Origin of the sequence: Novosphingobium resinovorum (assembly GCF_001742225.1) — a bacterium.
Lineage (GTDB): Bacteria > Pseudomonadota > Alphaproteobacteria > Sphingomonadales > Sphingomonadaceae > Novosphingobium > Novosphingobium resinovorum_A.
In genome coordinates this window covers 175,786-196,790 of the sequence record NZ_CP017077.1, presented here as the reverse complement: position 1 = coordinate 196,790, position 21,005 = coordinate 175,786, and the positions used below count along the sequence as shown (strand labels likewise).

Sequence of the window (21,005 nt, the reverse complement as noted above, 5' to 3'; positions counted from 1 at the left end):
ACTCGACTTGGCCGCCGGGCACCTGACGTCCCCACGCCCGGCTTTGTCGGAACCGACATTCCCGGCTCCAGCCGCCCACTGTTGAAGAGCGCGTTTGTGGCAAATTTGCTGGGTGCCGAGCTGAATTGCGAACAGGAGCGGCAGACATCGCCCGACACTACTGCTGAGGAGGAGCAGCCGTTAGGCAAGCTCAAGGGCTACGCCGCAGAGACGGCGGCTCATACCGGCTGACGGGTTAGGCGGAGACGGCAGCTTCTGGGGATTGCATCGAAGTGGCTGATGCTGCCGAACAGGGCACGTGGCTGCCGACCCGCCGTCTACCTTTTGCTGCCGTTCAATCACCGATTTTTCGCTTTCAGCTAACGACTGTCCGCTTACAAGTTCCCGCAAGGGCCCATCATCTATCGCCGAGCGAACAAATCCATGTTCGCATCGCCCCATGTCTTGAGCGCCTCGATTATCGGTAGAAGGGTGCCTCCACGCTCCGAAAGGCGATATTCCACCCGGGGCGGCACTTGCGCGAATACCTCGCGCTCGATCAGTCCATCGGTTTCCAGTTCGCGCAGTTGGTTCGTGAGCATGCGCTGCGTCACGCTTCCGCTACGACGCCGCAACTCGTTGAAACGGACGGGCCCGTCCTGCAGATGATAAAGGGTCACCGCCTTCCACTTGCCGTCGATCAGGCTGATGGCGGCCTCCACCGCGCAGCCGGGCGCGCAGTCCAGGCGGGAATGGCGCAGCTTGGCCAAGAGACGGTATCCTTTTCGACACTATAGGCGATATTTGTGCGTATCGCATGGGAATGCACTGTGACCACATAGGCAAGGCAACTGCAAAAGGAAGTACTCTCATGCGTGCCATTGCTTATCATCAGGCGGGCGTCCTCGACCGACCAGACGCGCTCGTGGATGTCGAATTGCCACGTCCCGTTGCCGCAGGCCGCGATCTGCTGGTTGCGGTGCAGGCGGTATCGGTAAATCCCGTCGATACCAAGGTCCGCGCCGGTGCCCCGCCCTTTGAGGGCAGAGCAGAGCGCATATTGGGCTGGGACGCGGCGGGCATCGTCGAGGCCGTTGGTCCGGATGTCACCCGTTTCAAGGTCGGCGACCCGGTTTTCTACGCCGGAAACATCGCCCGCGATGGCAGCAATGCCCAGTATCAACTCGTCGACGAGCGCATTGTTGGACGCGCGCCCTCCGCGCTTTCAGTGGCCGAAGCCGCCGCCTTGCCGCTGACCGCGATCACCGCCTGGGAGGCATTGTTCGATCGCCTGCGGGTGCAGGACAAGGTGGGACAAGAGCCGGCCAACCTGCTGATCATCGGTGGCGCGGGCGGCGTCGGCTCGGTTGCGATCCAGATCGCACGGGCGGGAACCGACCTCACGGTCATCGCCACTGCCTCGCGCCCCGAAACGCAGGACTGGGTACGCGGCCTGGGCGCGCATCATGTCATCGACCATAGCCAGCCCATGGCACCGCAGATCGCGGCTCTTGGGCTTGATGCACCAGCCTTCGTCTTCTCGACCACGCATACCGACCACCATCTGGCCGACATTGCCGAACTGATCGCGCCGCAGGGGCGCTTCGCGCTCATCGACGATCCCGCCAGCCTCGACATTATCGCTTTCAAGCGGAAAGCCGTTTCGGTCCATTGGGAACTGATGTTCACCCGCTCGCTGTTCGATACGCCCGATGTCGCAGAACAGGGGCGGCTGCTCGACGAGGTCGCCAAGCTGGTGGATCAGGGCGCGATCAGGACCACGCTGACCCAGACATTGTCGCCGATCAATGCGGCCAATCTGATCGCCGCCCACCGCCAGATCGAAAGCGCGACCACGCGCGGCAAGATCGTCCTGGAAGGCTGGCAGCATGAATGATGCGGCGGCCGATGCCACCGTGCATCTAGTCGCGCGCCTGGTGCCGCAGGTGGGCAAGGCGGACGAACTGGCGCGCGCGATCAAGGCGATATTGCCACAGGTCCGCTCAGAGCCCGGCTGCATCGCCTATCTCGCCCATGAGAGCCGCGATGAGCCGGGCGTGATCGTCATGATCGAGGCATGGGCGGATCAGGCTGCGCTGGATACCCATGCCGCTGCACCAGCCTTTACCGGGCTTGCCGCTCGCTTCGAGCACCTGCTCGCTGCGCCGCCGTCACTTGAGCGATTGCGGCGGATCGGTTGAGCCGATGCCTCAGGCCGTGCGCATCAACCGGCGCAGGGCCTGAGGCGGCTGTCCATAGTTGCGCATGAACACCTCGCGCATACGGCGCAGATCGATGAAGCCAACCTCACGCGCCACCGCTTCCAGGCTGTGGCGCGTATCTTCCAGCAGAAGCCGGGCCGCCTCGAGCCTAAGCTGTTCGACAGCCTTGGCCGGCGACTGCCCGGTTTCTGCACGGAAGGCCCGGCTGAACTGGCGTGGGGAAAGTGCCGCCACCTCTGCCAGTTCCTCGACCGTCAGGGGATTTTGCAGATGACTGCGGGCGTGAACGAGGGCCTTCTGGATGCGATCACTGCTGGGAGCCAGGTCCAGCATCTCGCTGTGCTGCGATTGGCCGCCAGCGCGGCGGTGATGCATCACCAGCCGGCGGGCAACCGATCGCGCGACGTCCGCCCCCAGATCCTTCTCCACCATGGCGACCACGACATCCAGCCCAGCGGTCAGTCCGGCCGATGTCCAGACAGATCCCTCGTTGATGAATATGCGATCCTCCTCGACGCGGATATTCGGAAAGCCATCGCGCATCATCCGCGCATAGGCCCAATGCGTCGTGGCGCGGCGGCCATCGAGCAGCCCCATCTGCGCCAGCAGAAAGGCGCCGGTGCAAAGCCCGGCAATGCGCCGTGCGGGCAGCGCGGCGGCATGAAGCGCGAACAGAGCTTTCGCATCCTGCAACGGCGGCGGCATCAAGCCAGCCATCAACAGAAGCGTATCGACCGGCCCGGCCTTGCCAAGAGGCACAGTTGGCACATCGAACCCACTGGATGAGGCGACCGGCCCGCCGTCAATCGAGTAGATGCCGAGCGTGTAGAAAGGTTCTTCCACCACGACATTGGCGAGTTCGAAGGCAGCCTGCACGCCCAACGCCAGAAACTGGAAGCCCGGTGTCAGCACCATCGCGACATGCGGCATCGGTTCATCTCCATATGTCCTAAATCATGTCATTATACGTCATTTAAGACAAGGTCCATCCGATCCATAAATGGGGTGTCGAAAGTCACCGACTGCTTGTCGAAAAAGGAACATCCATGTCGCATGGAACTGCCCTCATCACCGGCGCATCCAGCGGGATCGGCGCCATCTATGCCGATCGCCTCGCCCGTCGCGGTTACGACCTGATCCTGGTTGCGCGCAACCAAGGCAAGCTGCAATCACTCGCCGCCAGCCTCTCTGACGAAACCGGCCGCGCGGTCGAGGTTATCGCGGCTGACCTTGGCGACAGCGCAGACCTCGCCCGGGTCGAGGCGGTGCTGCGCAGCGACGCCAGCATCACCATGCTGGTCAACAATGCCGGTGTCGGGACGCACAGCAGCCTGCTGGAAAGCGATGTCGACCGCATGGAGGCGATGGTCCGGCTCAACGTCACCGCCCCCATGCGGCTGGCCTATGCCGCCGCTCCCGCCTTTGTGGCGCGCGAACGGGGCGCGATTATCAACATTGCCTCGATCGTGGCCATTACGCCTGAAACACTGAACGGCGTCTATGGCGGCTCAAAGACCTTCGTTCAGGCCTTCAGCCAGTCGCTTCACAAGGAACTGGGTGACAAGGGTGTCCGTATCCAGTCGGTCCTGCCCGGCGCCACCGCCACTGATTTCTGGGCAATCGGCGGTCTGCCGGTCGAAAACCTGCCTACGGAAATCGTGATGCGCGCCGAGGACATGGTCGATGCCGCGCTGGTCGGGTTCGATCGCGGCGAGCTCAGCACGATCCCTGCGCTCGCCGACGGCGCCCTCTGGGATGCGTTCGAAGCCGCCCGCGCCGCTCTTGGCCCCCAGTTGCCCGCCAGCACGCCCGCCGCCCGCTTCGGCCTTGCCGCCCGCACAGCGGCCTGAACTCTCTTCAAGAAGGAACAAGATCATGTCGACCATTACTCCTCTTTCCGATGCCGATGCCACGCCCGACACCGCCGCCATCTTCCGCGAGGCGAAGGCCCGGATGGGCAAGGTGCCCAACCTCTTCCGTGTCATGGCACAGGCCCCGGCTGTGCTGGATGTCTACTGGGATGGACGCGGCGCGCTCGCCGAGGGCGTGATCCCCGCAAAGGTTCAGGAACAGATCGCCATTGCCGTCGCAGCTGCCAATGGCTGCGACTATTGCCTTGCCGCCCACACGGGGGCCGGGCGTGCGGCGGGCCTGTCCGCGACCGACCTCGCCGATGCCCAGCGCGGCGAGGCCAGTGATGGCCATGCCGCAACGATCCTTGCGCTGGCGCTGGACGTGAACGCCGATCATGGGCGCGCTGGCACGGCCGTTCTGGATCGGGCCCGGGCCTCCGGCCTGAGCGACGCCGAGATACTGGAAACGATCGCCCATGTCGCGGTCAGCATCCTGACCAACAGCATCAACAACATCGTCGGCACCAGCCTCGACTTCCCGCGCGTCGCTCGCGTCGGAACTACCGCCGCCTGATCCTGCGATCAGAGAGAAGGACAGAATCGATGAAACTCACCGGCAACACCATCTTCATCACTGGCGGCACCAGCGGCATCGGCCGCGCCCTGGCCGAAGCGCTGCATAAGCGCGGCAACCAGGTCATCATCTCCGGGCGCCGCCGCGCTCTGCTGGACGAAGTCACGGCCGCCAATCCCGGCATGGCTGCGATCGAACTGGATATCACCGACCCGGCCAGCATCGCTCATGCCGCCGAAGCGGTCATGCGCGATTTCCCAGCGACCAATGTGCTGCTGAACAATGCGGGGATCATGCCTTTCGACGATGCGGCAGCAAAAATCGACGACGGCATGGCACTGGGGCTCGTCACTACCAATCTGCTGGGACCGATCCGCATGACATCGGCGCTGATCGAACAGCTCAAGGCTCAGCCCGAAGCCACTATCCTCTATACCACCAGCGTGCTTGCCTTTGTGCCACTCGCGACGAACGCCATCTATTCGGCAACCAAGGCAGCGCTGCATTCTTACGCTCTGTCACAGCGCTTCCAACTTCGCGACAGCAGCGTGCGGGTCCAAGAGATCGCTCCGCCATGGGTCGATACCGACCTGATCTACAAAAGCGGTGATCCGCGCGCGATGCCGCTCGACGACTTCATCGAACAGACGCTGGTGGCGCTTGAAATGGATGATCCAGAAGTGCTGGTCGATGCGGTAAAGCCGCTGCGCGACAATCCTGGCGCGCAGGAACATGCGCTGGTTTATGCTTTCAATCAAAGCGTTGCGGATAATCCAATCCCGGTCGCGGCATGAGAATCTGAAACGGGGCTCCTGTCAGTCCCGTTTCATCCACCGACCCTTTCCGGCCGCTCAGCTTCAAATTTTCCGTCTCCAATTGCGGTCGGTCTGCTTCCCCCACCGGATGCCAGCCGCCACAACGGCGTGATCGCCATCGGTGATTGCGGCATGCGCGCAGTCCACCCGCATATCGCGGTAGCACACAACATTCGGCGAAGGCAGGAGCGGTTCGATCTGTTTCCTCCCGGGTGGATACTCACACAGGGCCACCGATCCGTATATTTTCCGGATGAACATGAGGCAGAGCGTAAGCTAGCGTCTAGTCGACTACCTCAAGACTTCAAATCGATCCTTGCAACGACGACGATCAGGGGAAGGTCGGAAACAGAGCAGAGATCGAGAGGGGTCGGCAGATAAATATTAAATTTTTGCAAGAATATGGAAACCGCTGACTAACCACTGTTTAAGCGCGTTTTCTTGGGGGCACGACATTTCGAGATTCGCTTCATTGCTCGCCAGCTTACTGCTGGCGCTCGGTATCACTGCGTCAGGGTCCGTCGCTGCGCAAACAATGCGTCTGATCGGACCGATGCCACAGGACTGCCGATCGCTCTTGCCACAGGGGGCACGCGGCACGTTTCAGGACTGGCGCGTTTTCGTCGAACTCGAGCATTGCGACCGCATCAAGCGATTACGTCGCATCGCCGAAATCCTACCCCCCGACGAACAGCCGATGTTCTATGAGACGCGGCTGCCGGCCTGGCGTCTGCCGTCAAACATTGCCACGGATGTCCCTGTACTGCGGGTCGTCTTTCCCGAACGCACCTTTTTCGATACCGATTCCTCAAGGTTGCGCCCCGAGGCCATCGAGATCGCTGCCCTCATCGCAGAAAATCTGCGTAAAGAGCCCCCAGATGTTGCGCTTTTCGTTGCCGGGCACGCCGATGCGCGGGGAGCGCGCGAGTACAATGAAGCGCTATCGGTCGATCGGTCGAATGCCATTGCCGAACAGATTTTCCAGTTCGGGGTAAGCCTCACGTCAATCTGGCGCATAGGTTTTGGCGAGGACATGCCGCTGGTCGCCGGCAACGACGAGGGCGCGTTTGCCCGCAACCGGCGCATCGAGTTTCTCTTTGCGGCGAAGCCCGAGGCTATGGCAACCTGGCTTGCCGACAACCAGCTCGACAATCTGTGCCAGGCACGCAACCGATCCGACGCGGAACGATGCAAGGCGAGCCTTTCGCTGAAAGCCGACTACACAGTTCGCGAAGTCGTCCAGGCACCAGCGCGGGCCAACCTTGCAGTGAAGCGATCGCCGGCAGCAAGGATCGCACCTGGCTCGAATCCACTAGGCAGCGTCGCACCCTCAAGCCCGACGACGATCGGCGTCAAACCGAAACCGGCACGCACCATCAGCATCAATCCCCAGCGCCGCAGCGCAGGGAACATTCAACTCAATCTCTGACCATTTCTATTCATCTTTCCAGGGGCATTATGAGCGGCGAACGTACAGGTATAGCCAGGATCGACGAGTATCTCGCGATCCCCGTGACAGAGGGTTCGGGCGCCTTCGACGATTTGATGGCGAAGGTCGATGATGAAGCGCGCCACCGCTCCATCCGACTGACCGGCGATGGCGACGCCGGAACGGCGAGTGGCAATCTCACTCCAGCCATGAACACCTGGTTCAATACTCGTGTCGCCCAACCCCGGCAGGCAGCACTGAAAGAGATCGAGGCGTTGGGCGGTGCCATTCAGATCGGCCAGGCCAACCGCGGCAAGGTTGTCGAGATCGAGAACGACCGTCTGCGGCGTGAGCACGCTCGGCGCAATGCGGAAATCCATTCGCAGTTCTCCAAGGAGAATGGCGAGCGGATTGCCAACCTTGACCGACTGAACCTGGAGTACGATCAGCTCAGGGTCGAGGAGGGGGAGCGCGATCCTAAAACACCCGCTAAATGGATCGACATCGCGATCCCGATCAGCATCCTGATCCCTGAAAGTCTCTTGAATTTCGAGAGCTTCATGGCCTCCCCACTGATCCATACAGGTATCATGGCGCTTGGCGTGACCATCATCGTGGGCATTGCAATCGGTTTTTCCGCGTTCCTATCCGGACGGTTCTGGAAGGCATTCAATTACTGGATGCGGCCCTACGACGAACGCCAAAAGGCCAAGGGCTTTCGCATGATCGGCATCGCTACGGCCCTCCTATTGATGGCGCTCGGGGTCGTGGCTGCTGCACGCTATTACTACCTCGTCCCCATGATCGAAGAGGCGCAGGTCCTGGGCCTCACCCCGCCCAATGTTGTCTGGAGCACCTCCAGCCTTCTGCTCGGCAATATCGTCGTCTTCATCCTGGGTGCGGCAATTACCTACTGGATCCACGACGAGAACCCCGAATACGCTGACAAAGCCGAGAAACTGCACCGTGCAAAGGGCGAGATGGAACGCGTCAAGCGCGCCAGACTGATTGGCCCGCTCAAGGAATCCGAGCGTCGGCACAGACAGGACAGCGAAAAGCTGCAGGCCTCTGCCAAGCTAATCGAAACCAAGGACGGGTACTCGCAGATCCGCGATGCGCTGGCCCTTCTGTCCGGCAAGGACTCCGAGATCGTTGGCGTCATGCAAACATACCGCCAGCGCTTGGTTGGCCGGATGCTCGACCTTGTCGATCCCGATGAGCGCCTGTTCAGCGCCCAGGAAAGCCTGAATGCCGCCATGACCAATCGGTCGGCTCTAACTGCCGCTGATTTCGCGAACCTTCCGATCGGACTCTACAAGTGCTGAACAGACTTCGTACCCCTGTCGCCATGGGCGCCCTCTCCCTCTCCCTCACGCTAACCGCATGCGGCGAAACGCCCGGCGCCGACAACGCGGCGGGCGGCGCTGGAGAAATCAAGGCGCTTGCGGCCTGCGCCAAGAACCCGTCCGACGGGCCGATGCGCGAAACCTTCCTTCTCGTCGATGCCAAGGCACTTGTCCGCACCGACAAGGCTGTCGAAACCGCCCAGAAGAACGGATGGCTGCGCGATCTGTTCGTCGACGTCGCCGACCCGGTAAAGGCGCTCACCAGCGGTTTTGTCGCCCCGAACGAGCGGGTGACCATCATTGTTCTTTCCAGCGATGGCGCTTCGGGAACCCGGGTCTTCTCTGGATGCGTTCCTGGCGCAGCCTCGAACGCACCGAACGGCTCCGGCAAGTCGTCGGTCGGCGCGTTCTTCACCGGCTCAGATAGCGACGCTCTTAAGGAGCAGCAGGACCAGTTCCGCACGCGCCTGATCGGTGGTCTGCAAGCCGCCGCTGCCAAGGGTGATCAGGCCGCATCGCGCCAGACCGGCCCGCTGGCGGCCTCGAAACTGTTCGAAAGCATCCGCAATTCGCGCGGACTGTTCGAGAATGGTACCGCAGCCAAGCGCTTTGTGATCGTTTCGGACCTCAGCGGTATCGACGGTCCTGCGGGAGAAGCGCCCGACGCGCATGCAAATGGCGCTTTCGAGGCCGGCGTCACCGAAGGCTACCGCTCGGCATTCGATTTCGAGCTGGGAGAAGTCTATCTTGTCCAGCCCGAGGGCACGAATGTTCCTGATCGCGCATTCCTGGATGGGTTCTTCCTCGCCCAGTCGGCCGAGCTCGTGTCGGCGGCAACCGGCCGCGTTGGACCGGGAAGCCTTGCCCCAGTTTCCGTGGAAACGTTCAAAGGCAACGCCCTCTATCCGTCCGGCGCACAGCCGCTGACCTTGCGCCTGGCGCGCGACGCCAAGGATCAACTCGTCGCCTCGTGGCTTGTGCTGCTCGGCGACCATCCACAGTCACTGCCGCTCGCCGGGACAATGCAATGTGCCTCGGCGGACGAGTGCACCGTCACGTCCAAGAACGGAAAGTTCTCGCAGTCCTGGAGCCCTGCTCCAGGCGGCGAGCCGGAATTCGACGACAAGATGCCATTTGGCGGCATGCGCGATTTTAAGCTTGAAATCAAAAACGGCAAGCTGACGGGCAGCGTCTCCGACGCCTACGTAGGCGATGTTGGAAACGGCAAAAATTTCATCGGTATCGAAGCAGCCAAGGCTCGGGGGGGCCAGTGAACATGAAGAAGGTTATCAGCGCAGTCGTCATCAGTTCGATGATGGTCGCCAGCATCCCGGCAGGTTGGGCGGCATCAAAACCCAAGTACGCCAAAACCGAAGCCGACAAGGCGATCGGCAAATGCGTGGCGGCCGTCATTGGCGGCGCGCTGCTCGGCGGACTTGCCGCAGGCAAGAAGAACCGGGGTACCGGCGTCCTAGTTGGCGCGGCGGCGGGCGGCGCCGTATGCGCGGTTCTGATGGCGAACGCCAAACGCAAGGACCGCATTCTGGCCGCGCAGCGCGAAACCGCGATGCGTAACGAGAACTACGCCACCAGCTTCCAGGACGACAACGGCAACCCGATGCAATATCGGGGGATGGTCAGCAGCACGGCAGAGATCGACGGCGGGCAACTGGTCCCTGTCAAATACACGCCGCTTGGAGGCGGCAGTGCCGTATCCCCGCAACTGGGGACAGGCGGACACGAGTGCAGATTCGTCGATAGCGCGATCGGCTCGGCTCAAGGCGCGGCAGGCATTCCCAGTCAGGCCTTCTGTCGTACCGACAGCGGCGACTGGGAGCCGTATCAGAGATCCATCTGACACGAGGCGCGGCGAACCTGCCGGGAAATGGGGGAGCGAGGGAGAAGCGAAACTCCCTCGCCTTCCCCTGGCTTGATGTTCCAGCCTGGTGACAATCTTCGTGTCGTGACAAAGCCGCCACACGGCAAAAAGGGTCGGATTGCCGGCGCCTACAGCGGGCAGCCAAGATCCGCCACGGACATGCGATAGTCGTTGGGCGACAGAATTTTAACACTTCACTGAAATACTAATTCGGTGTCGCCAAAAAACCGACCGACCACGGTTCAGTGGTTGGCAAAAGCAATATCTCAACAGGGGTTTATGATGGCACGTCGTTCATTTCTAAAGCCGTTTGCTGCATCGCTCGCGACGCTTGTCGCGGGTTCGCAGGCGCACGCGACCGTTCCGATGGCTGTTCCGGCAGCCGTTGCGCAGTTCGCTAACCAGGCCGACGATGCAAAGGATCTTGTGCTGACCAAGGCTGACGAGGCGGTGCAGCTTGCAGCGCACGGCTCCCATTCGAGCCACTCCAGCCATAGTTCGCACTCGAGCCACAGTTCGCACTCTTCCAGCGCGTACTGAGCCGACCTCAAAAGAACGATAAAAACCATGACCATTGCTACTGGCGATGCCCGGACAGTAACCCTGTCCCGGGCCGCCTTTTCCGTGGACGCTGCCAAGCGGGCTGCCTACGCCTTGATGGCACGCTTTGATGTCGATGTGGCCGTCGTCGGCGACGACCTCGTCTGCAGCCTGCTTCCGGCGAATGCGACGATCTCGATGGAAACCGCTGAACGCGATTTCCGGCGCGAGGTCATCGATCAGGATCTGCGGATCTCCATCGAGGAGCGCACCGCACCTTACAGGGATGCCATTCTCGGCCTCGCCTTCTCGCGCACGGGGCTTCAGGATGGCTAAATTCCGCGAACGGGCCGAGTTCGATGCTTCCACTCGATCGGACTACACGATGCTGCCGTGGCGCTTCACGCCTCTCGACGACGAGAGCTATGTCGCGACCAATATGGCCGGCGAGTACGTCACGATGTCGGCAGGCGAGGTCTCGGATTTCGCGGGAGGCGCATTGCGGCCTGATCAGCCGGTTTACGATGAGCTGAAGTCTCGGCATTTCTTGATCGATGACGACACCCAGGTCGCAATCGACCTGCTGGGTCTCAAGATCCGCACGAAGCTGGCGCCGCTCGCCAATTTCACCGGGCTGCACATCTTCGTGACCACGCTACGCTGCGAACACAGCTGCCCGTACTGCCAGGTGTCGCGGGCTAACGACGACAAGCGCGAATTCGACATGAGCGAGGAGACAGCGTTACGTTCGCTCGACCTCGCCTTCCGCTCACCCTCACCCGCCATCAAGATCGAGTTCCAGGGCGGCGAATCCACCCTGAACATGCCTATCATCCGGTTCATCGTCGCCGAAGCCCTGCGGCGCAAAGAAACGGCTCGCCGCAATCTCGCATTCGTGATCGCCACCAACCTGGCCGTGCTGGATGACGAGATTCTGCAGTTTGCCCGTCAGCACGATATCTTGATCTCGACGTCACTTGATGGCCCGGCAGACCTCCACAATCGCAATCGTCCAAGACCCGGCAAGAATTCGTACGAAAAGGCGGTGGAGGGTATCGCCCGCGCACGAACGGCGCTGGGCCATTACAATGTGGGCGCGCTGATGACGACGACCGCGGCAAGCCTGCCGCAGGTCAGGTCAATCATCGACGAATACATCCGCATGGACTTCGGCGGAATCTTCCTGCGTCCGCTTTCGCCCTACGGCTTCGCGATCAAGACCAAATCCTACGCGTCGTACGATCAGAAGAAGTGGCTCGAATTCTTCTTCGAGGGCCTCGACTACATCATCGACCTCAACCTCGGCGGCTTCGAGTTCATCGAGCACTATTCGGCGATGGTTCTCAAGAAAATGCTGACGCCCCTTCAGACCAGTTACGTGGATCTAATGAGCCCAGCAGGGATCGGGATCGGTGCGGTCGTCTACAATTACGACGGCGTCGTGTACGCCTCTGACGAAAGCCGCATGCTGGCCGAGATGGGCGACACCACATTCGCTCTGGGCAATGTCCACGACGACGATTTCGCCGACATTTTCATGGGCGATGCACTGTTGGAACCGCTCGAACAGTCCTTTTCGGCAAGCGTGCCCGGTTGCTCGTGGTGCGCCTTCGAGCCGTGGTGCGGTGCCGAGCCGGTGTTTCACCATGCAACACAGGGCGACTTTGTCGGCAAGAAACCTCTGTCCTCCTTCTGCACCCGCAATATCGCCCTCTTCCGCGGCCTCATCTCCAGGATGGAGGCCAACCCCGAAGTACGCCGCATCTTCGAACGCTGGGCAAATATCGTATGATCACTCTGCGCGGTCGCCTGACCCAATTCAACCAGTCGGCAATCAATCGTGGACCTGCGATCGTAAAGCTCTCGGATCGCACCGACCGTCCTATGCCGTTGCGCGCCGTCGAGGCGTTCATCCACCATCATGGGCCAATTCCCGATGGATTTGGCTGGTACTTGGTCAAGGATGCCGAGACACTTGCGCTTATCCCCGGGGGTGCCGCCGCCGCCGTACTGTCCGAGGATTTCCATCATTTGGGCGATGGCGACGTCGTGCGGCTCGAGCCGGCGAAGGCGGGCATCCGCACGCTCTTCCGCAAGGCGGTCGCCTACAATCACTTTCTCCTCACCGAGCGCTGCAACAATTATTGCCTGATGTGTTCACAACCCCCGCGCGCCGTCGATGACGGCTGGATCGTGGACGAGGTTCTCGAGGTCTTGCGCCTCATGGATCGCAGTGCCACGGAAATCGGGTTCACCGGTGGTGAGCCGACATTGCTGGGTGCGCGATTCATCGAATTGGTTCAGGCTGCCGGGTCCCATCTCCCCAACACAGCCCTGCATATCCTGTCGAACGGACGCAGCTTCGCCACCGGCACCCTCGCCCGGGACCTCGGCGCCGTGCGACATCCAGACCTCATGCTGGGCATCCCGGTCTATGCCGACCTGGCGCACGTTCACGATCACGTCGTGCAGGCCGATGGCGCCTTTGACGAGACGATCCGCGGCATCCTGGCGCTGAAGGCGCAAGGGGTCCGCGTGGAGATCAGGGTTGTGTTGCAGGAGCAGACCGTCCCGCGACTGATACCACTTGCACGGTTCCTTGCCCGCAATCTCCTGTTTGTCGATCACGTCGCGCTGATGGGCCTCGAACTCACGGGCTTTGCCCGCGCCAACCTCGAGAGGATCTGGATAGACCCCGTCGATTATCAAGCCGAACTCACCGAGGCGGTCGGGATCCTCGATCGCGCCGGTATGAAGGTCTCGATTTACAACAGCCAGCACTGCATCCTCGAGCCGTCGCTACGCCGCTTCTCACGCCGCTCGATCAGCGACTGGAAGCAGGAGTATATGCCTGAGTGCGAGGGATGCGCTGCGCAAGGCGAATGCGGCGGGTTCTTCAGCTCCGCCAAGTTCCGGTACAGCCGCGGCATTTCCCCAATCCTGAAGGCCTCGTAACCAGCCAAAATCATGATCCTGCTTCCCATCCTTGCTTCAGTCCTTGTCGTACCCGAAGGCCAAAGCTTCAAGTGTACCCCAACCCATGTCTATGACGGAGATGGGCCGGTTTGGTGCGCGGAAGGGCCTCGCATCCGCATTGCGGGAATAGCTGCCCGCGAGATGGACGGCACCTGCAATGCCAACCAACCGTGCCCATCCGCCCGTGCCGATCAGGCTCGCGACGCACTTGTCACTTTGCTCGGCACCGCAAGGGGCCGGGCAGCGACCGGACATATCCTTGTCACAGCGCGGCCGATGACCTGCCTTTCGCGCGGAAATGCTGTGGGGGTCCGCACCGGCGCCTGGTGCAAACTTGCGGATGGACGTGATCTGTCCTGTTCCATGCTGAAAACACGGACCGTACTCATCTGGCGCAGGTACTGGGGCACGCATAGCTGCGACTGATGCTCAAGGACGTCGCGTGCGGGGGTGAGAAAGCGACATTGCAGTCGGGAAGTGGCGCGGTCCCGTGCGGCGCGCCTCCGAGGCTTTCCAGGCAATCCGTAGCCACTCCCTGCGCATCGAACCGGACGCGAAGCTCTTCTGCAACCGGCGCTCTGACAGGAAGCATGCCTTCACCGTATGACGACGGCTTCGCTTTCGCGGGACCCCTTGATGGCGGGCAAAGCGAGAGCCAAGCCTTTCGCGCAACTTATGCGGCACTGAAGGATCGCGCCACCTTAGGGGGCCTTGTCAAACAGTCGCCTGGATGCAGCGACATCGTTGGGAAAAAGCCGGCGCAAGCTTGGGACTTGCGCCGGCTTAGTTCAGCTCTCGCATCAGGAGCGCGAAAGCCTCGGGTCGCCTCGGAAACTCGGTATCTCGTTGTAGAACGTGGGGTCCTAATTGGCCCGCTGTGTCCCGCCGGTCGATCCGGGGAATTCCCGGATAGGGCATTTCAGATTTCTTCGCCCCGGCTCAGCGCGATGAGCTGCGCCATGCCGTTGGTCCGGGTCTTGGCGATGATCGATGCACGGTGATCCTCGACGGTGCGCTCGGAGATGCCCAGCTCCGGGGCCATCTCCTTGTTGGTATAGCCGCGCACCATGAGACCAAGCACCTCGCGCTCGCGCCGTGTCAGCAGAGCCGCGAGAGCGGCGACGCGGCGTTCGCGGACAGACCACGCCAGCCCTTCGGAGACGGCAGCGATCAGGCGCGCCTCGTCGATCGGCTTTTCGAGGTAGTCGAGCCCGCCATGGCGGCGCACCGCGTCCACGGCGTGGGCGGTAATCGGCCAGGCGGTCATGAACACCAGAGCTGTCGCCGGATCCTTCGCGCGCAATGCGTCGGCAAAAGCAAAGCCGTCCATCTCTCCCATCTGGATATCGCTGACAACGCAGGCGAAATGCTCGGTGCCAAGCGCGGCCAGCACTTCGCCGGGAGCGGTAAAGGCGCGCGCGGCTATGCCATTGCGGCCCAGCAGGCGAGCGACGGTGGCACCAAGATCGGCGTCGTCATCGAGCACCGCGACGGTGTTGGAAGGCACGCCGCAAGCGAAAGCGTCGGTCATGCGAAAGCTCCGGTGAGAAGGGGCAGGGAGATGGTAAAGCGCACGAAGCCTGGTTCGTCACGGCGATAGAGGGTGCCGCCATGCGCCTCGATGATGGTGCGGGCAATGGCGAGGCCGATGCCCATGCCGCCGGTCTGGGCGCCTGGCATCTCCAAGACCGGATTGGACACGGTAATCAGCACCTCCTCGGCGTGGACCCTGGCGGTGAGGTTGAGGGCCTCTCCGGGGCTGGCGGCAAGGGCGTTGCGCAGCAGGTTCACGAGCGCCTGCGTCAGCTCGATCTCCTGCGCCTGGACAACGAGGTCGACGGGAACGGCAGCGCTTTCCAGCCTGCCTCCGGCCGCCCGGGCCTCCGAGGCGACGATCTGGCAGGCCGTCTGCACCAGCATGGCGACGGGAACCGGCGAAGGCTCGTCCACGTCGCGGCCACCGAACCGGCGCAGCCGGCGCACGAGATTGGCCAGAGCGCGGGCCTTGCGGTCGACGAGGTCGGCGCTGGCGACAGTGTCGGCGTCGAGGTGCGCGGTCACCGATTTGAGGTGGGCAGCCTCGATCGCGAGCGTCGAGAGGGGCTGACTGATTTCGTGGATCACCGCCACCGACATCGCGCGCAGGGTTTTGAGCCGCTCGGCCTGAAACAGCAGTCTGTTGCGCTTGTCCAGCAGTGCGCGCGACGTCTTTTGCGCGTCGGCAAAGCTGCCTGCCAGCCAGGTGACGAGGACCACGGCGGCCAGCCCCAGGTGCAATTCAAGGCGCCTGCTGTCGTCGAGCGAGCCGGCCGAGTAAGGCAGGAACACCGCGACCTGTGCAAGGATCGCGAACCAGGCCGGAGTGCGTCCATGACGCAGCCCGATCCAGGCGCCCGCCAGCAGGCTGGGGATCGGCTGGGCGCCGAGGCCGGCGCGCCACAGCGCCGCCGTGAGCAGCAGGCACAGCGCCATTACCAGCACGTCCTCCAGCAGTGGGCGCACGGCGACGCGGGGCAGCCGGCGGCGGCGGAACGATCCGTCGTGAAGCGCGGCAACCCACAGCAGCAGCGGAGCAAGGACGAGGATGCCGAGCAAATCGCCTACCGCCAGCCCGGTCAACGAGATCACGATGTCGGTTCCTATGCGATAGCGCCCCGCATCGGCCGGTAGCCAGGCTTCGAACGGCACCACCATCAGCGCGTTGAGTGCAGGTGCGGCAACGGCAGCCAGACCAAGCATCATCGGCGGCAGCGCCAGTGTATCGTCGCGCTTCGTCATCAGGCGCCGGACCGCGAAGATGGCGAGACCGCAGGTGAAACCGGGACGGGCAGCGCCGGTGATCGCCTGAAGGGCAGCGGGTCCAACGAGCGCGAAGACACCAACTGCGCCATCGGTCAGCACTTCGGTGAGCATCAGCCACGGCGTCAACCTTGTGCCGCGGCTCCACAACACTGCGAAGCGCAGACCCGCGGCAGGATACCAGAGCGAGAAGAACCCCGCGCCACCCCAGGGACTTGCCGCCCAGTGCAGCAGCGCGAAAGCGAGCGCGTAAATCGCCAGTAACGCCGCGTCCACAAGGTGAAGCCTGAAGGCGCTGAAGAAACGGGGCAAGGTCGCGGCAGTCATCTTTTGCCTGTGGCCGGTTCGTGTTCGCTGGGGAACCCGGATTATTCACGGACCGAGCCTGTCATCGGATCCGGAAACGACAACAGGTGCCAGCGACGGTCAGCCCGGATATCGCTCACGCCGCCATAATTCGCGAGGGTCTGCTGCCGCGCGGCGGCAACAGACCCGCTCATTAGGTGATTTAGCCGCTCCTTGGAACATCGACCGGCGGAAGCTGACTGAAAACACCGGATATTTCCCGGATCGACCGATGCAATTCATGAAGTCAATTGCCGAGGTGACCTGGGGGGCTCGTTCTCGACAAACCCGCCCTGGTCCTGCCTAGGATGGACTGTGTGACGTACCGGGCAGCTTGCAAAGGCAGTCCACGTGCGAGAGGAAATGCAAGACCGATGTCTTCCATCCTGACCAATGCCGGTGCGATGACAGCGCTAAGGGTGCTGGGGACCGTCAATGCCGATCTGAAGGTCACGCAGGGTAGCCTCACTTCCGGGCTCGCCGTTTCGGGAGCCCGTGACGACAGTGCGAAATTCGTCCGCGCACAGGGCCTGCGCGGAGAGATCCTCATGCAGCAAACGCTTGGCGATGGCCTGAACCGGTGGAAGTCTACGACCGATGTTGCGATCGCTGGCGCACAAACGGTCAGCGACCTTGTCAATCAACTCGGGGCGAAAGCACTGCTGCTGCAATCCTCTGGCAGTGACCTCAGCGCGGCGACCGCCATTCGCAAAGACATGGAGGAACTGCTTGGCCGCATCAGCGCGGCCGTCGATGCATCCGCGTTTTCCGGGGTCAACTTGCTAAAGGGAAAAGCGGTTACCCAGACCACGACGCGTACGACCTACAGCCTTCCGGATTCGACAATAAACCCGGCGCACATGCTCTCCGACCTGGTCGCCGGCGGTGCGGCGAGCGCTATGCCGCCCGGCAGCGATGAAACCCTGGTAAGCGGAACGCGGCGTCTCACATTGCCGACTTCAGACCTTACGCCCAGCGGGTTCGAGGAACTCATCAACCCGCTGGCGCCTGAAGATCCCTCATATCTGCCGATCACCACCAACGCTCCCCGCACGTTTCAGGTGGACGCCGGCGGCACCTCAGGCCGGATAAACCTTCTGGTCGACACAGGTTCTGCCAGCTTTGAAGGTTCGAGCGGTGCCGGTGTCGTTGAAATCTGGCAGAACGGGGTGCGTGTCGCCGCATCGGGAGCGGACTATGTCCGCAGCAGCGAGGCGGTCGCCCCCGGAACGCCCGAGGCCGGGCCATTCATTCTCAGCTTCGATTACGATCCCGAGAATGGCCAGGACATTGAAATCCGCGTGCCTGCCGGTAACGCCGGTCTCGCGATCGAAGGGCTGCAGCTCCAGGATCCTGACCTTACGATCCCCGAGCCTGTAGAGCGCTGGAAAAGCGCAATTGCCTATCAGACGCCTGCAGCATTCGATTCTCCCCTCGCCTCGGCGGACCCGGAACAGGTGGCTGCGGCCAGAGACGATCCGTTTGGCGAACGTGCATTGCCCGAAGGGGTCGTCGCTCAGTTCCCATTGGATCCTGGCCCGCTGGCAGCACACATCGACATCGCGTTCGACGCCTACGAACGAGCGGATACCATGGAAATATGGCAAGGCGGGATCCGACTTGCCGCCACGGGTCAGCCGGCGGGCACGGAGGGTGCGCAAGTCGGCGAAGGTGCGGCTCGCAGCGGCCTCAGTGTCCTGAGCTTCGACTATGACCCCGCGCGCGGCCCGCTTACAGTCATGGTCAACAACAGCGAGCATGACGCCTCGAGCGCTTGGGCGGTGGGTGCGATTTCGATGGGACCCTACGGTTCTTCGCCCGCATCGACCGGCGATGTCGTTAAGGTTGTCGCGAGCTCGCAAACCACCGGACGAGGGAATGTGCGATACGACTTTGCAACCGATACGCGAGGCGGCACCGAACGCATCGTATCGCGCGATCTCAGCCTCAGATCACTCGGCCTCGATCCTATCGATTGGGACGACCCTGACAGCTTGGCGCAAAAGGTCGAAAGGGCCAGCGGAACCGTAGGTTCTGCATTGCGCTATTTTGGAGCCCACTCGGGCTCCCTTGAGGTGCGCCAACATAGTCAGACCGTTGGCATTGCCATCGCAACCGAGGCGCTCGGCAACCTGGTGGATGCGGACATGTCTGTTCAGTCGGCTCGAATTGCCGCGCTCCGATTGCGGCAGCAACTCGCTGCGCAAACACTGGCCATCACCAATCAGCAGCCGGAGTTCCTGCTGGCACTGTTCCGCACATGATCCGCGGGTGAGGGTTGCAGAGGATCTTCTGGCCAACGTACTTACAATGCCGATGTAGGGAGCTGCGAAAATTGCGTCCTAACACTCTATCCGCCATCTTGGCCGGCCTTCACATCACCCGCGATGACGAGACGATGGCCCGGGCCATCTATCCGGTACTGATGGATGTCATCCGTCGCCGCGCGAGTATTGATCTGGCGAACCTGGCCCTCGCTGTGCGCGAACGTTGTCCCGAGCCCGAGCATCCGATTTATCGGCTGAGACCTGACGATCTTCCCAGGCCGCTGCAGGTCCTGCGCGCCTTCACCTCTCCACGTGGGTACCCCGACATGACTTGCGTGGTGGTTCAAGGCACAGCGCCCCTGACCGCCGAAGATTACGCGGACCCGATGCGGGCAGCCGCACGCGCGGCCGGCTTTGACTGGCCATCCGTGGAAGAGCAGCTCGCACTGCAATGCGACAAGTGGCGCCGAGATTTCGAGCGCAGGGAGTAATCATCTCGGGCAGCGAAACTGGCAGACAAACTTTCCATAGTCGCGCGCAGTGTTCCGCTAACAGTCCTGCAAGTTGGGCGGATCTGCCTAAAGGTGAAGCCTTCGACACTCCTTCCATCAGCCTAAATTCCGCTCTTGATTTGCAACGATTTTGCCGCCAAAGCGGCGTTGAAAAAACATCTAAGCATTTGGAAAGTTTCAAATCTTTTCATTTCCCGCGGCAGCAATTCCATGACCTTCTCCATGTCCCGATGAAAGTTCTCGTCTTATCGAGCTTATTTCCAAATCCGGTGCAGCGTCGGCATGGGATATTCATCGAGCACCGGATCGCTGCCACATATTCAAGTGGTATCGAGATGCGGGTGGTCGCACCGGTTCCATGGTTCCCGTCGCGAAATGAGCGCTGGGGGCGATACGCCAGTTACGCTGACATTCCTCTCGACGCCGAGCGTCGGGGGATTTCGATTGACCATCCACGCTACCTGACGGTGCCGAAGTTCGGTCAGACGGTTGCACCTGCATTGATGGCGGCTTCGCTTTACAGGCACATTGCGCGACTGCGGCGCACGTTCGACTTCGACGTGATCGACTCCTATTATCTCTATCCTGATGGCGTCGCAGCATCATGGCTTGCGAAGATGTTTGACCGCCCGTTCATCAGGTCGGCATTGGGCACCGATGTAAGCTTAATCCCGAACTGGCTTCCTAGCCGCAAGATGATCGTGAAGGCTGTGCGGCAATCGGCGGCAACGACGGCTGTGTGCAAGGCTTTGGTGCAGGGGCTGGAAAACATCGGCGCGCCCGCCGGAAAGCTGCACGTGATTGAGCATGGCGTGGACCTGAAGATGTTCAGTCCCCCGGATGATCGCGCGCAACTGCGCCTGAAGCTGGGCTTTCACGGACCGACGATCCTTTCGGTCGGGCACCTGATCGAACGCAAGGGCCATGATCTGGCCATTCGCGCTCTCGCCGGATTGCCTGGGGCATCACTAGTGATCGCGGGCGACGGTCCGCTAGAGATGAAGCTCAGGCAGTTGGCTACAGACCTCGGGGTTGGAGATCGGGTCCGCTTTCTCGGGCATGTTGAACAGCATGAACTTCCGGCCATCTACGGATCGGCGGACCTGACCTTGTTGTGCTCGGACCGTGAGGGCATCGCCAATGTGCTGCTGGAGAGCATCGCTTGCGGAACACCGCTTGTCGCGACGTCCGTTTGGGGGTCGCCCGACGTGATCACATGCCCGGAAGCAGGAGTGCTCACAGGAGACCGTTCGCCGATGGGTATCGAACGAGTTCTTCGTAAAATTCTGGCGGATATGCCCGACCGCTCGGCAACGCGGCGCTATGCTGAGCGGTATGACTGGACTGAAACAGGCCGCCTGCACCGCGCATTGCTGATGCAGGCGGTGTTACAATATCAAGCGAATAGTTCGTCGCAGCCAGTACCAACGTAGCGTCTCAATGACAGGCGCATTGACTTTGCTTAGCAT

General features: G+C 61.9%; 20 protein-coding genes. 16 read left to right on the top strand and 4 right to left on the bottom strand.

The annotated features are described in order from the left end of the window. Positions 1–401: 401 nt before the first annotated feature. Entirely contained in the window at positions 402–749 is a 348-nt protein-coding gene (locus BES08_RS25965; protein WP_069709740.1) for a winged helix-turn-helix transcriptional regulator, read from the bottom strand. A 101-nt stretch (positions 750–850) separates the two neighbouring features. Here BES08_RS25965 and BES08_RS25960 point away from each other — a divergent pair, with 101 nt between their 5' ends. Further along, positions 851–1,876, top strand: a complete 1,026-nt coding sequence (locus BES08_RS25960) for a zinc-binding alcohol dehydrogenase family protein (RefSeq protein WP_069709739.1) — start codon at positions 851–853, stop codon at positions 1,874–1,876. After that, the gene (locus tag BES08_RS25955; RefSeq protein ID WP_036530008.1) at positions 1,869–2,180 is read left to right on the top strand and encodes a putative quinol monooxygenase; all 312 of its coding nucleotides are present in this window, start codon (positions 1,869–1,871) and stop codon (positions 2,178–2,180) included. Before BES08_RS25960 ends, BES08_RS25955 begins: the two co-directional genes overlap by 8 nt. A 9-nt stretch (positions 2,181–2,189) precedes the next feature. Here the strand turns inward: BES08_RS25955 and BES08_RS25950 are convergent, their stop codons facing one another. Beyond that, positions 2,190–3,131, bottom strand: coding sequence for a GlxA family transcriptional regulator (locus BES08_RS25950; protein WP_069709738.1), 942 nt, complete (start codon positions 3,129–3,131; stop codon positions 2,190–2,192). Between the two features lie 116 nt (positions 3,132–3,247). On the opposite strand from BES08_RS25950, the gene BES08_RS25945 reads away from it, so the two are divergent. The 11 genes from BES08_RS25945 (at position 3,248) to hxsC (ending at position 13,592) form a co-directional block, all read left to right on the top strand. Next, positions 3,248–4,051 (top strand): SDR family NAD(P)-dependent oxidoreductase, encoded by an 804-nt coding sequence (locus BES08_RS25945; protein ID WP_069709737.1) that lies wholly within the window; start codon positions 3,248–3,250, stop codon positions 4,049–4,051. A 25-nt stretch (positions 4,052–4,076) separates the two neighbouring features. Then, on the top strand, positions 4,077–4,628 hold the full coding sequence (locus BES08_RS25940; protein ID WP_036530005.1) for a carboxymuconolactone decarboxylase family protein: 552 nt from the start codon (positions 4,077–4,079) through the stop codon (positions 4,626–4,628). A 29-nt stretch (positions 4,629–4,657) separates the two neighbouring features. Then, positions 4,658–5,422 (top strand): SDR family oxidoreductase, encoded by a 765-nt coding sequence (locus BES08_RS25935; RefSeq protein WP_036530003.1) that lies wholly within the window; start codon positions 4,658–4,660, stop codon positions 5,420–5,422. A 556-nt stretch (positions 5,423–5,978) separates the two neighbouring features. Beyond that, positions 5,979–6,872, top strand: coding sequence for an OmpA family protein (locus BES08_RS25930; RefSeq protein WP_069709736.1), 894 nt, complete (start codon positions 5,979–5,981; stop codon positions 6,870–6,872). Positions 6,873–6,901: 29 nt separating this feature from the next. Further along, on the top strand, positions 6,902–8,197 hold the full coding sequence (locus tag BES08_RS25925; protein WP_069709735.1) for a hypothetical protein: 1,296 nt from the start codon (positions 6,902–6,904) through the stop codon (positions 8,195–8,197). Further along, positions 8,191–9,492, top strand: a complete 1,302-nt coding sequence (locus tag BES08_RS25920) for a hypothetical protein (RefSeq protein ID WP_197524532.1) — start codon at positions 8,191–8,193, stop codon at positions 9,490–9,492. Before BES08_RS25925 ends, BES08_RS25920 begins: the two co-directional genes overlap by 7 nt. 2 nt (positions 9,493–9,494) lie before the next feature. Beyond that, positions 9,495–10,076 (top strand): hypothetical protein, encoded by a 582-nt coding sequence (locus BES08_RS25915; protein WP_069709733.1) that lies wholly within the window; start codon positions 9,495–9,497, stop codon positions 10,074–10,076. A 303-nt stretch (positions 10,077–10,379) separates the two neighbouring features. Further along, positions 10,380–10,637 carry a hypothetical protein gene (locus BES08_RS33185; RefSeq protein ID WP_197524531.1) on the top strand — a complete coding sequence of 86 codons (258 nt, stop codon included), beginning with the start codon at positions 10,380–10,382 and terminating at the stop codon, positions 10,635–10,637. Between the two features lie 27 nt (positions 10,638–10,664). Next, positions 10,665–10,973: an HxsD-related protein gene (locus BES08_RS25910; RefSeq protein ID WP_069709732.1), complete on the top strand. Its 309-nt coding sequence runs from the start codon at positions 10,665–10,667 to the stop codon at positions 10,971–10,973. Continuing rightward, positions 10,966–12,429 carry a His-Xaa-Ser system radical SAM maturase HxsB gene (gene hxsB, locus BES08_RS25905; RefSeq protein WP_069709731.1) on the top strand — a complete coding sequence of 488 codons (1,464 nt, stop codon included), beginning with the start codon at positions 10,966–10,968 and terminating at the stop codon, positions 12,427–12,429. Before BES08_RS25910 ends, hxsB begins: the two co-directional genes overlap by 8 nt. Before the next feature lie 161 nt (positions 12,430–12,590). Beyond that, positions 12,591–13,592: a His-Xaa-Ser system radical SAM maturase HxsC gene (gene hxsC, locus BES08_RS25900; protein WP_231958445.1), complete on the top strand. Its 1,002-nt coding sequence runs from the start codon at positions 12,591–12,593 to the stop codon at positions 13,590–13,592. A gap of 940 nt (positions 13,593–14,532) precedes the next feature. Here hxsC and BES08_RS25895 read toward each other — a convergent pair. Together BES08_RS25895 and BES08_RS25890 are read right to left on the bottom strand one after the other, a co-directional pair. Further along, the gene (locus BES08_RS25895; protein WP_069709729.1) at positions 14,533–15,144 is read right to left on the bottom strand and encodes a response regulator transcription factor; all 612 of its coding nucleotides are present in this window, start codon (positions 15,142–15,144) and stop codon (positions 14,533–14,535) included. Further along, positions 15,141–16,739 carry a sensor histidine kinase gene (locus BES08_RS25890; protein ID WP_069709728.1) on the bottom strand — a complete coding sequence of 533 codons (1,599 nt, stop codon included), beginning with the start codon at positions 16,737–16,739 and terminating at the stop codon, positions 15,141–15,143. Before BES08_RS25890 ends, BES08_RS25895 begins: the two co-directional genes overlap by 4 nt. Before the next feature lie 392 nt (positions 16,740–17,131). Here BES08_RS25890 and BES08_RS25885 point away from each other — a divergent pair, with 392 nt between their 5' ends. The 3 genes from BES08_RS25885 to BES08_RS25875 all read left to right on the top strand — a co-directional run bounded on the left by BES08_RS25885 (position 17,132) and on the right by BES08_RS25875 (position 20,969). Then, positions 17,132–19,021: a flagellin N-terminal helical domain-containing protein gene (locus tag BES08_RS25885; protein WP_069709727.1), complete on the top strand. Its 1,890-nt coding sequence runs from the start codon at positions 17,132–17,134 to the stop codon at positions 19,019–19,021. 134 nt (positions 19,022–19,155) lie between these two features. Beyond that, entirely contained in the window at positions 19,156–19,515 is a 360-nt protein-coding gene (locus BES08_RS25880; RefSeq protein ID WP_197524530.1) for a hypothetical protein, read from the top strand. Beyond that, on the top strand, positions 19,476–20,969 hold the full coding sequence (locus tag BES08_RS25875) for a glycosyltransferase family 4 protein (protein WP_231958441.1): 1,494 nt from the start codon (positions 19,476–19,478) through the stop codon (positions 20,967–20,969). Before BES08_RS25880 ends, BES08_RS25875 begins: the two co-directional genes overlap by 40 nt. Positions 20,970–21,005: the final 36 nt, after the last annotated feature.

Excerpts from the sequence above, each read along its gene's own strand:
- BES08_RS25960 (WP_069709739.1), top strand. The coding sequence starts at position 851 with ATGCGTGCCATTGCTTATCATCAGGCGGGCGTCCTCGACCGACCAGAC.
- BES08_RS25955 (WP_036530008.1), top strand. The coding sequence starts at position 1,869 with ATGAATGATGCGGCGGCCGATGCCACCGTGCATCTAGTCGCGCGCCTG.
- BES08_RS25950 (WP_069709738.1), bottom strand. The coding sequence starts at position 3,131 with ATGCCGCATGTCGCGATGGTGCTGACACCGGGCTTCCAGTTTCTGGCG.
- BES08_RS25945 (WP_069709737.1), top strand. The coding sequence starts at position 3,248 with ATGTCGCATGGAACTGCCCTCATCACCGGCGCATCCAGCGGGATCGGC.
- BES08_RS25940 (WP_036530005.1), top strand. The coding sequence starts at position 4,077 with ATGTCGACCATTACTCCTCTTTCCGATGCCGATGCCACGCCCGACACC.
- BES08_RS25935 (WP_036530003.1), top strand. The coding sequence starts at position 4,658 with ATGAAACTCACCGGCAACACCATCTTCATCACTGGCGGCACCAGCGGC.
- BES08_RS25930 (WP_069709736.1), top strand. The coding sequence starts at position 5,979 with ATGCGTCTGATCGGACCGATGCCACAGGACTGCCGATCGCTCTTGCCA.
- BES08_RS25925 (WP_069709735.1), top strand. The coding sequence starts at position 6,902 with ATGAGCGGCGAACGTACAGGTATAGCCAGGATCGACGAGTATCTCGCG.
- BES08_RS25915 (WP_069709733.1), top strand. The coding sequence starts at position 9,495 with ATGAAGAAGGTTATCAGCGCAGTCGTCATCAGTTCGATGATGGTCGCC.
- BES08_RS33185 (WP_197524531.1), top strand. The coding sequence starts at position 10,380 with ATGGCACGTCGTTCATTTCTAAAGCCGTTTGCTGCATCGCTCGCGACG.
- BES08_RS25910 (WP_069709732.1), top strand. The coding sequence starts at position 10,665 with ATGACCATTGCTACTGGCGATGCCCGGACAGTAACCCTGTCCCGGGCC.
- hxsB (WP_069709731.1), top strand. The coding sequence starts at position 10,966 with ATGGCTAAATTCCGCGAACGGGCCGAGTTCGATGCTTCCACTCGATCG.
- BES08_RS25895 (WP_069709729.1), bottom strand. The coding sequence starts at position 15,144 with ATGACCGACGCTTTCGCTTGCGGCGTGCCTTCCAACACCGTCGCGGTG.
- BES08_RS25890 (WP_069709728.1), bottom strand. The coding sequence starts at position 16,739 with ATGACTGCCGCGACCTTGCCCCGTTTCTTCAGCGCCTTCAGGCTTCAC.
- BES08_RS25885 (WP_069709727.1), top strand. The coding sequence starts at position 17,132 with ATGTCTTCCATCCTGACCAATGCCGGTGCGATGACAGCGCTAAGGGTG.
- BES08_RS25880 (WP_197524530.1), top strand. The coding sequence starts at position 19,156 with ATGGCCCGGGCCATCTATCCGGTACTGATGGATGTCATCCGTCGCCGC.
- BES08_RS25875 (WP_231958441.1), top strand. The coding sequence starts at position 19,476 with ATGCGACAAGTGGCGCCGAGATTTCGAGCGCAGGGAGTAATCATCTCG.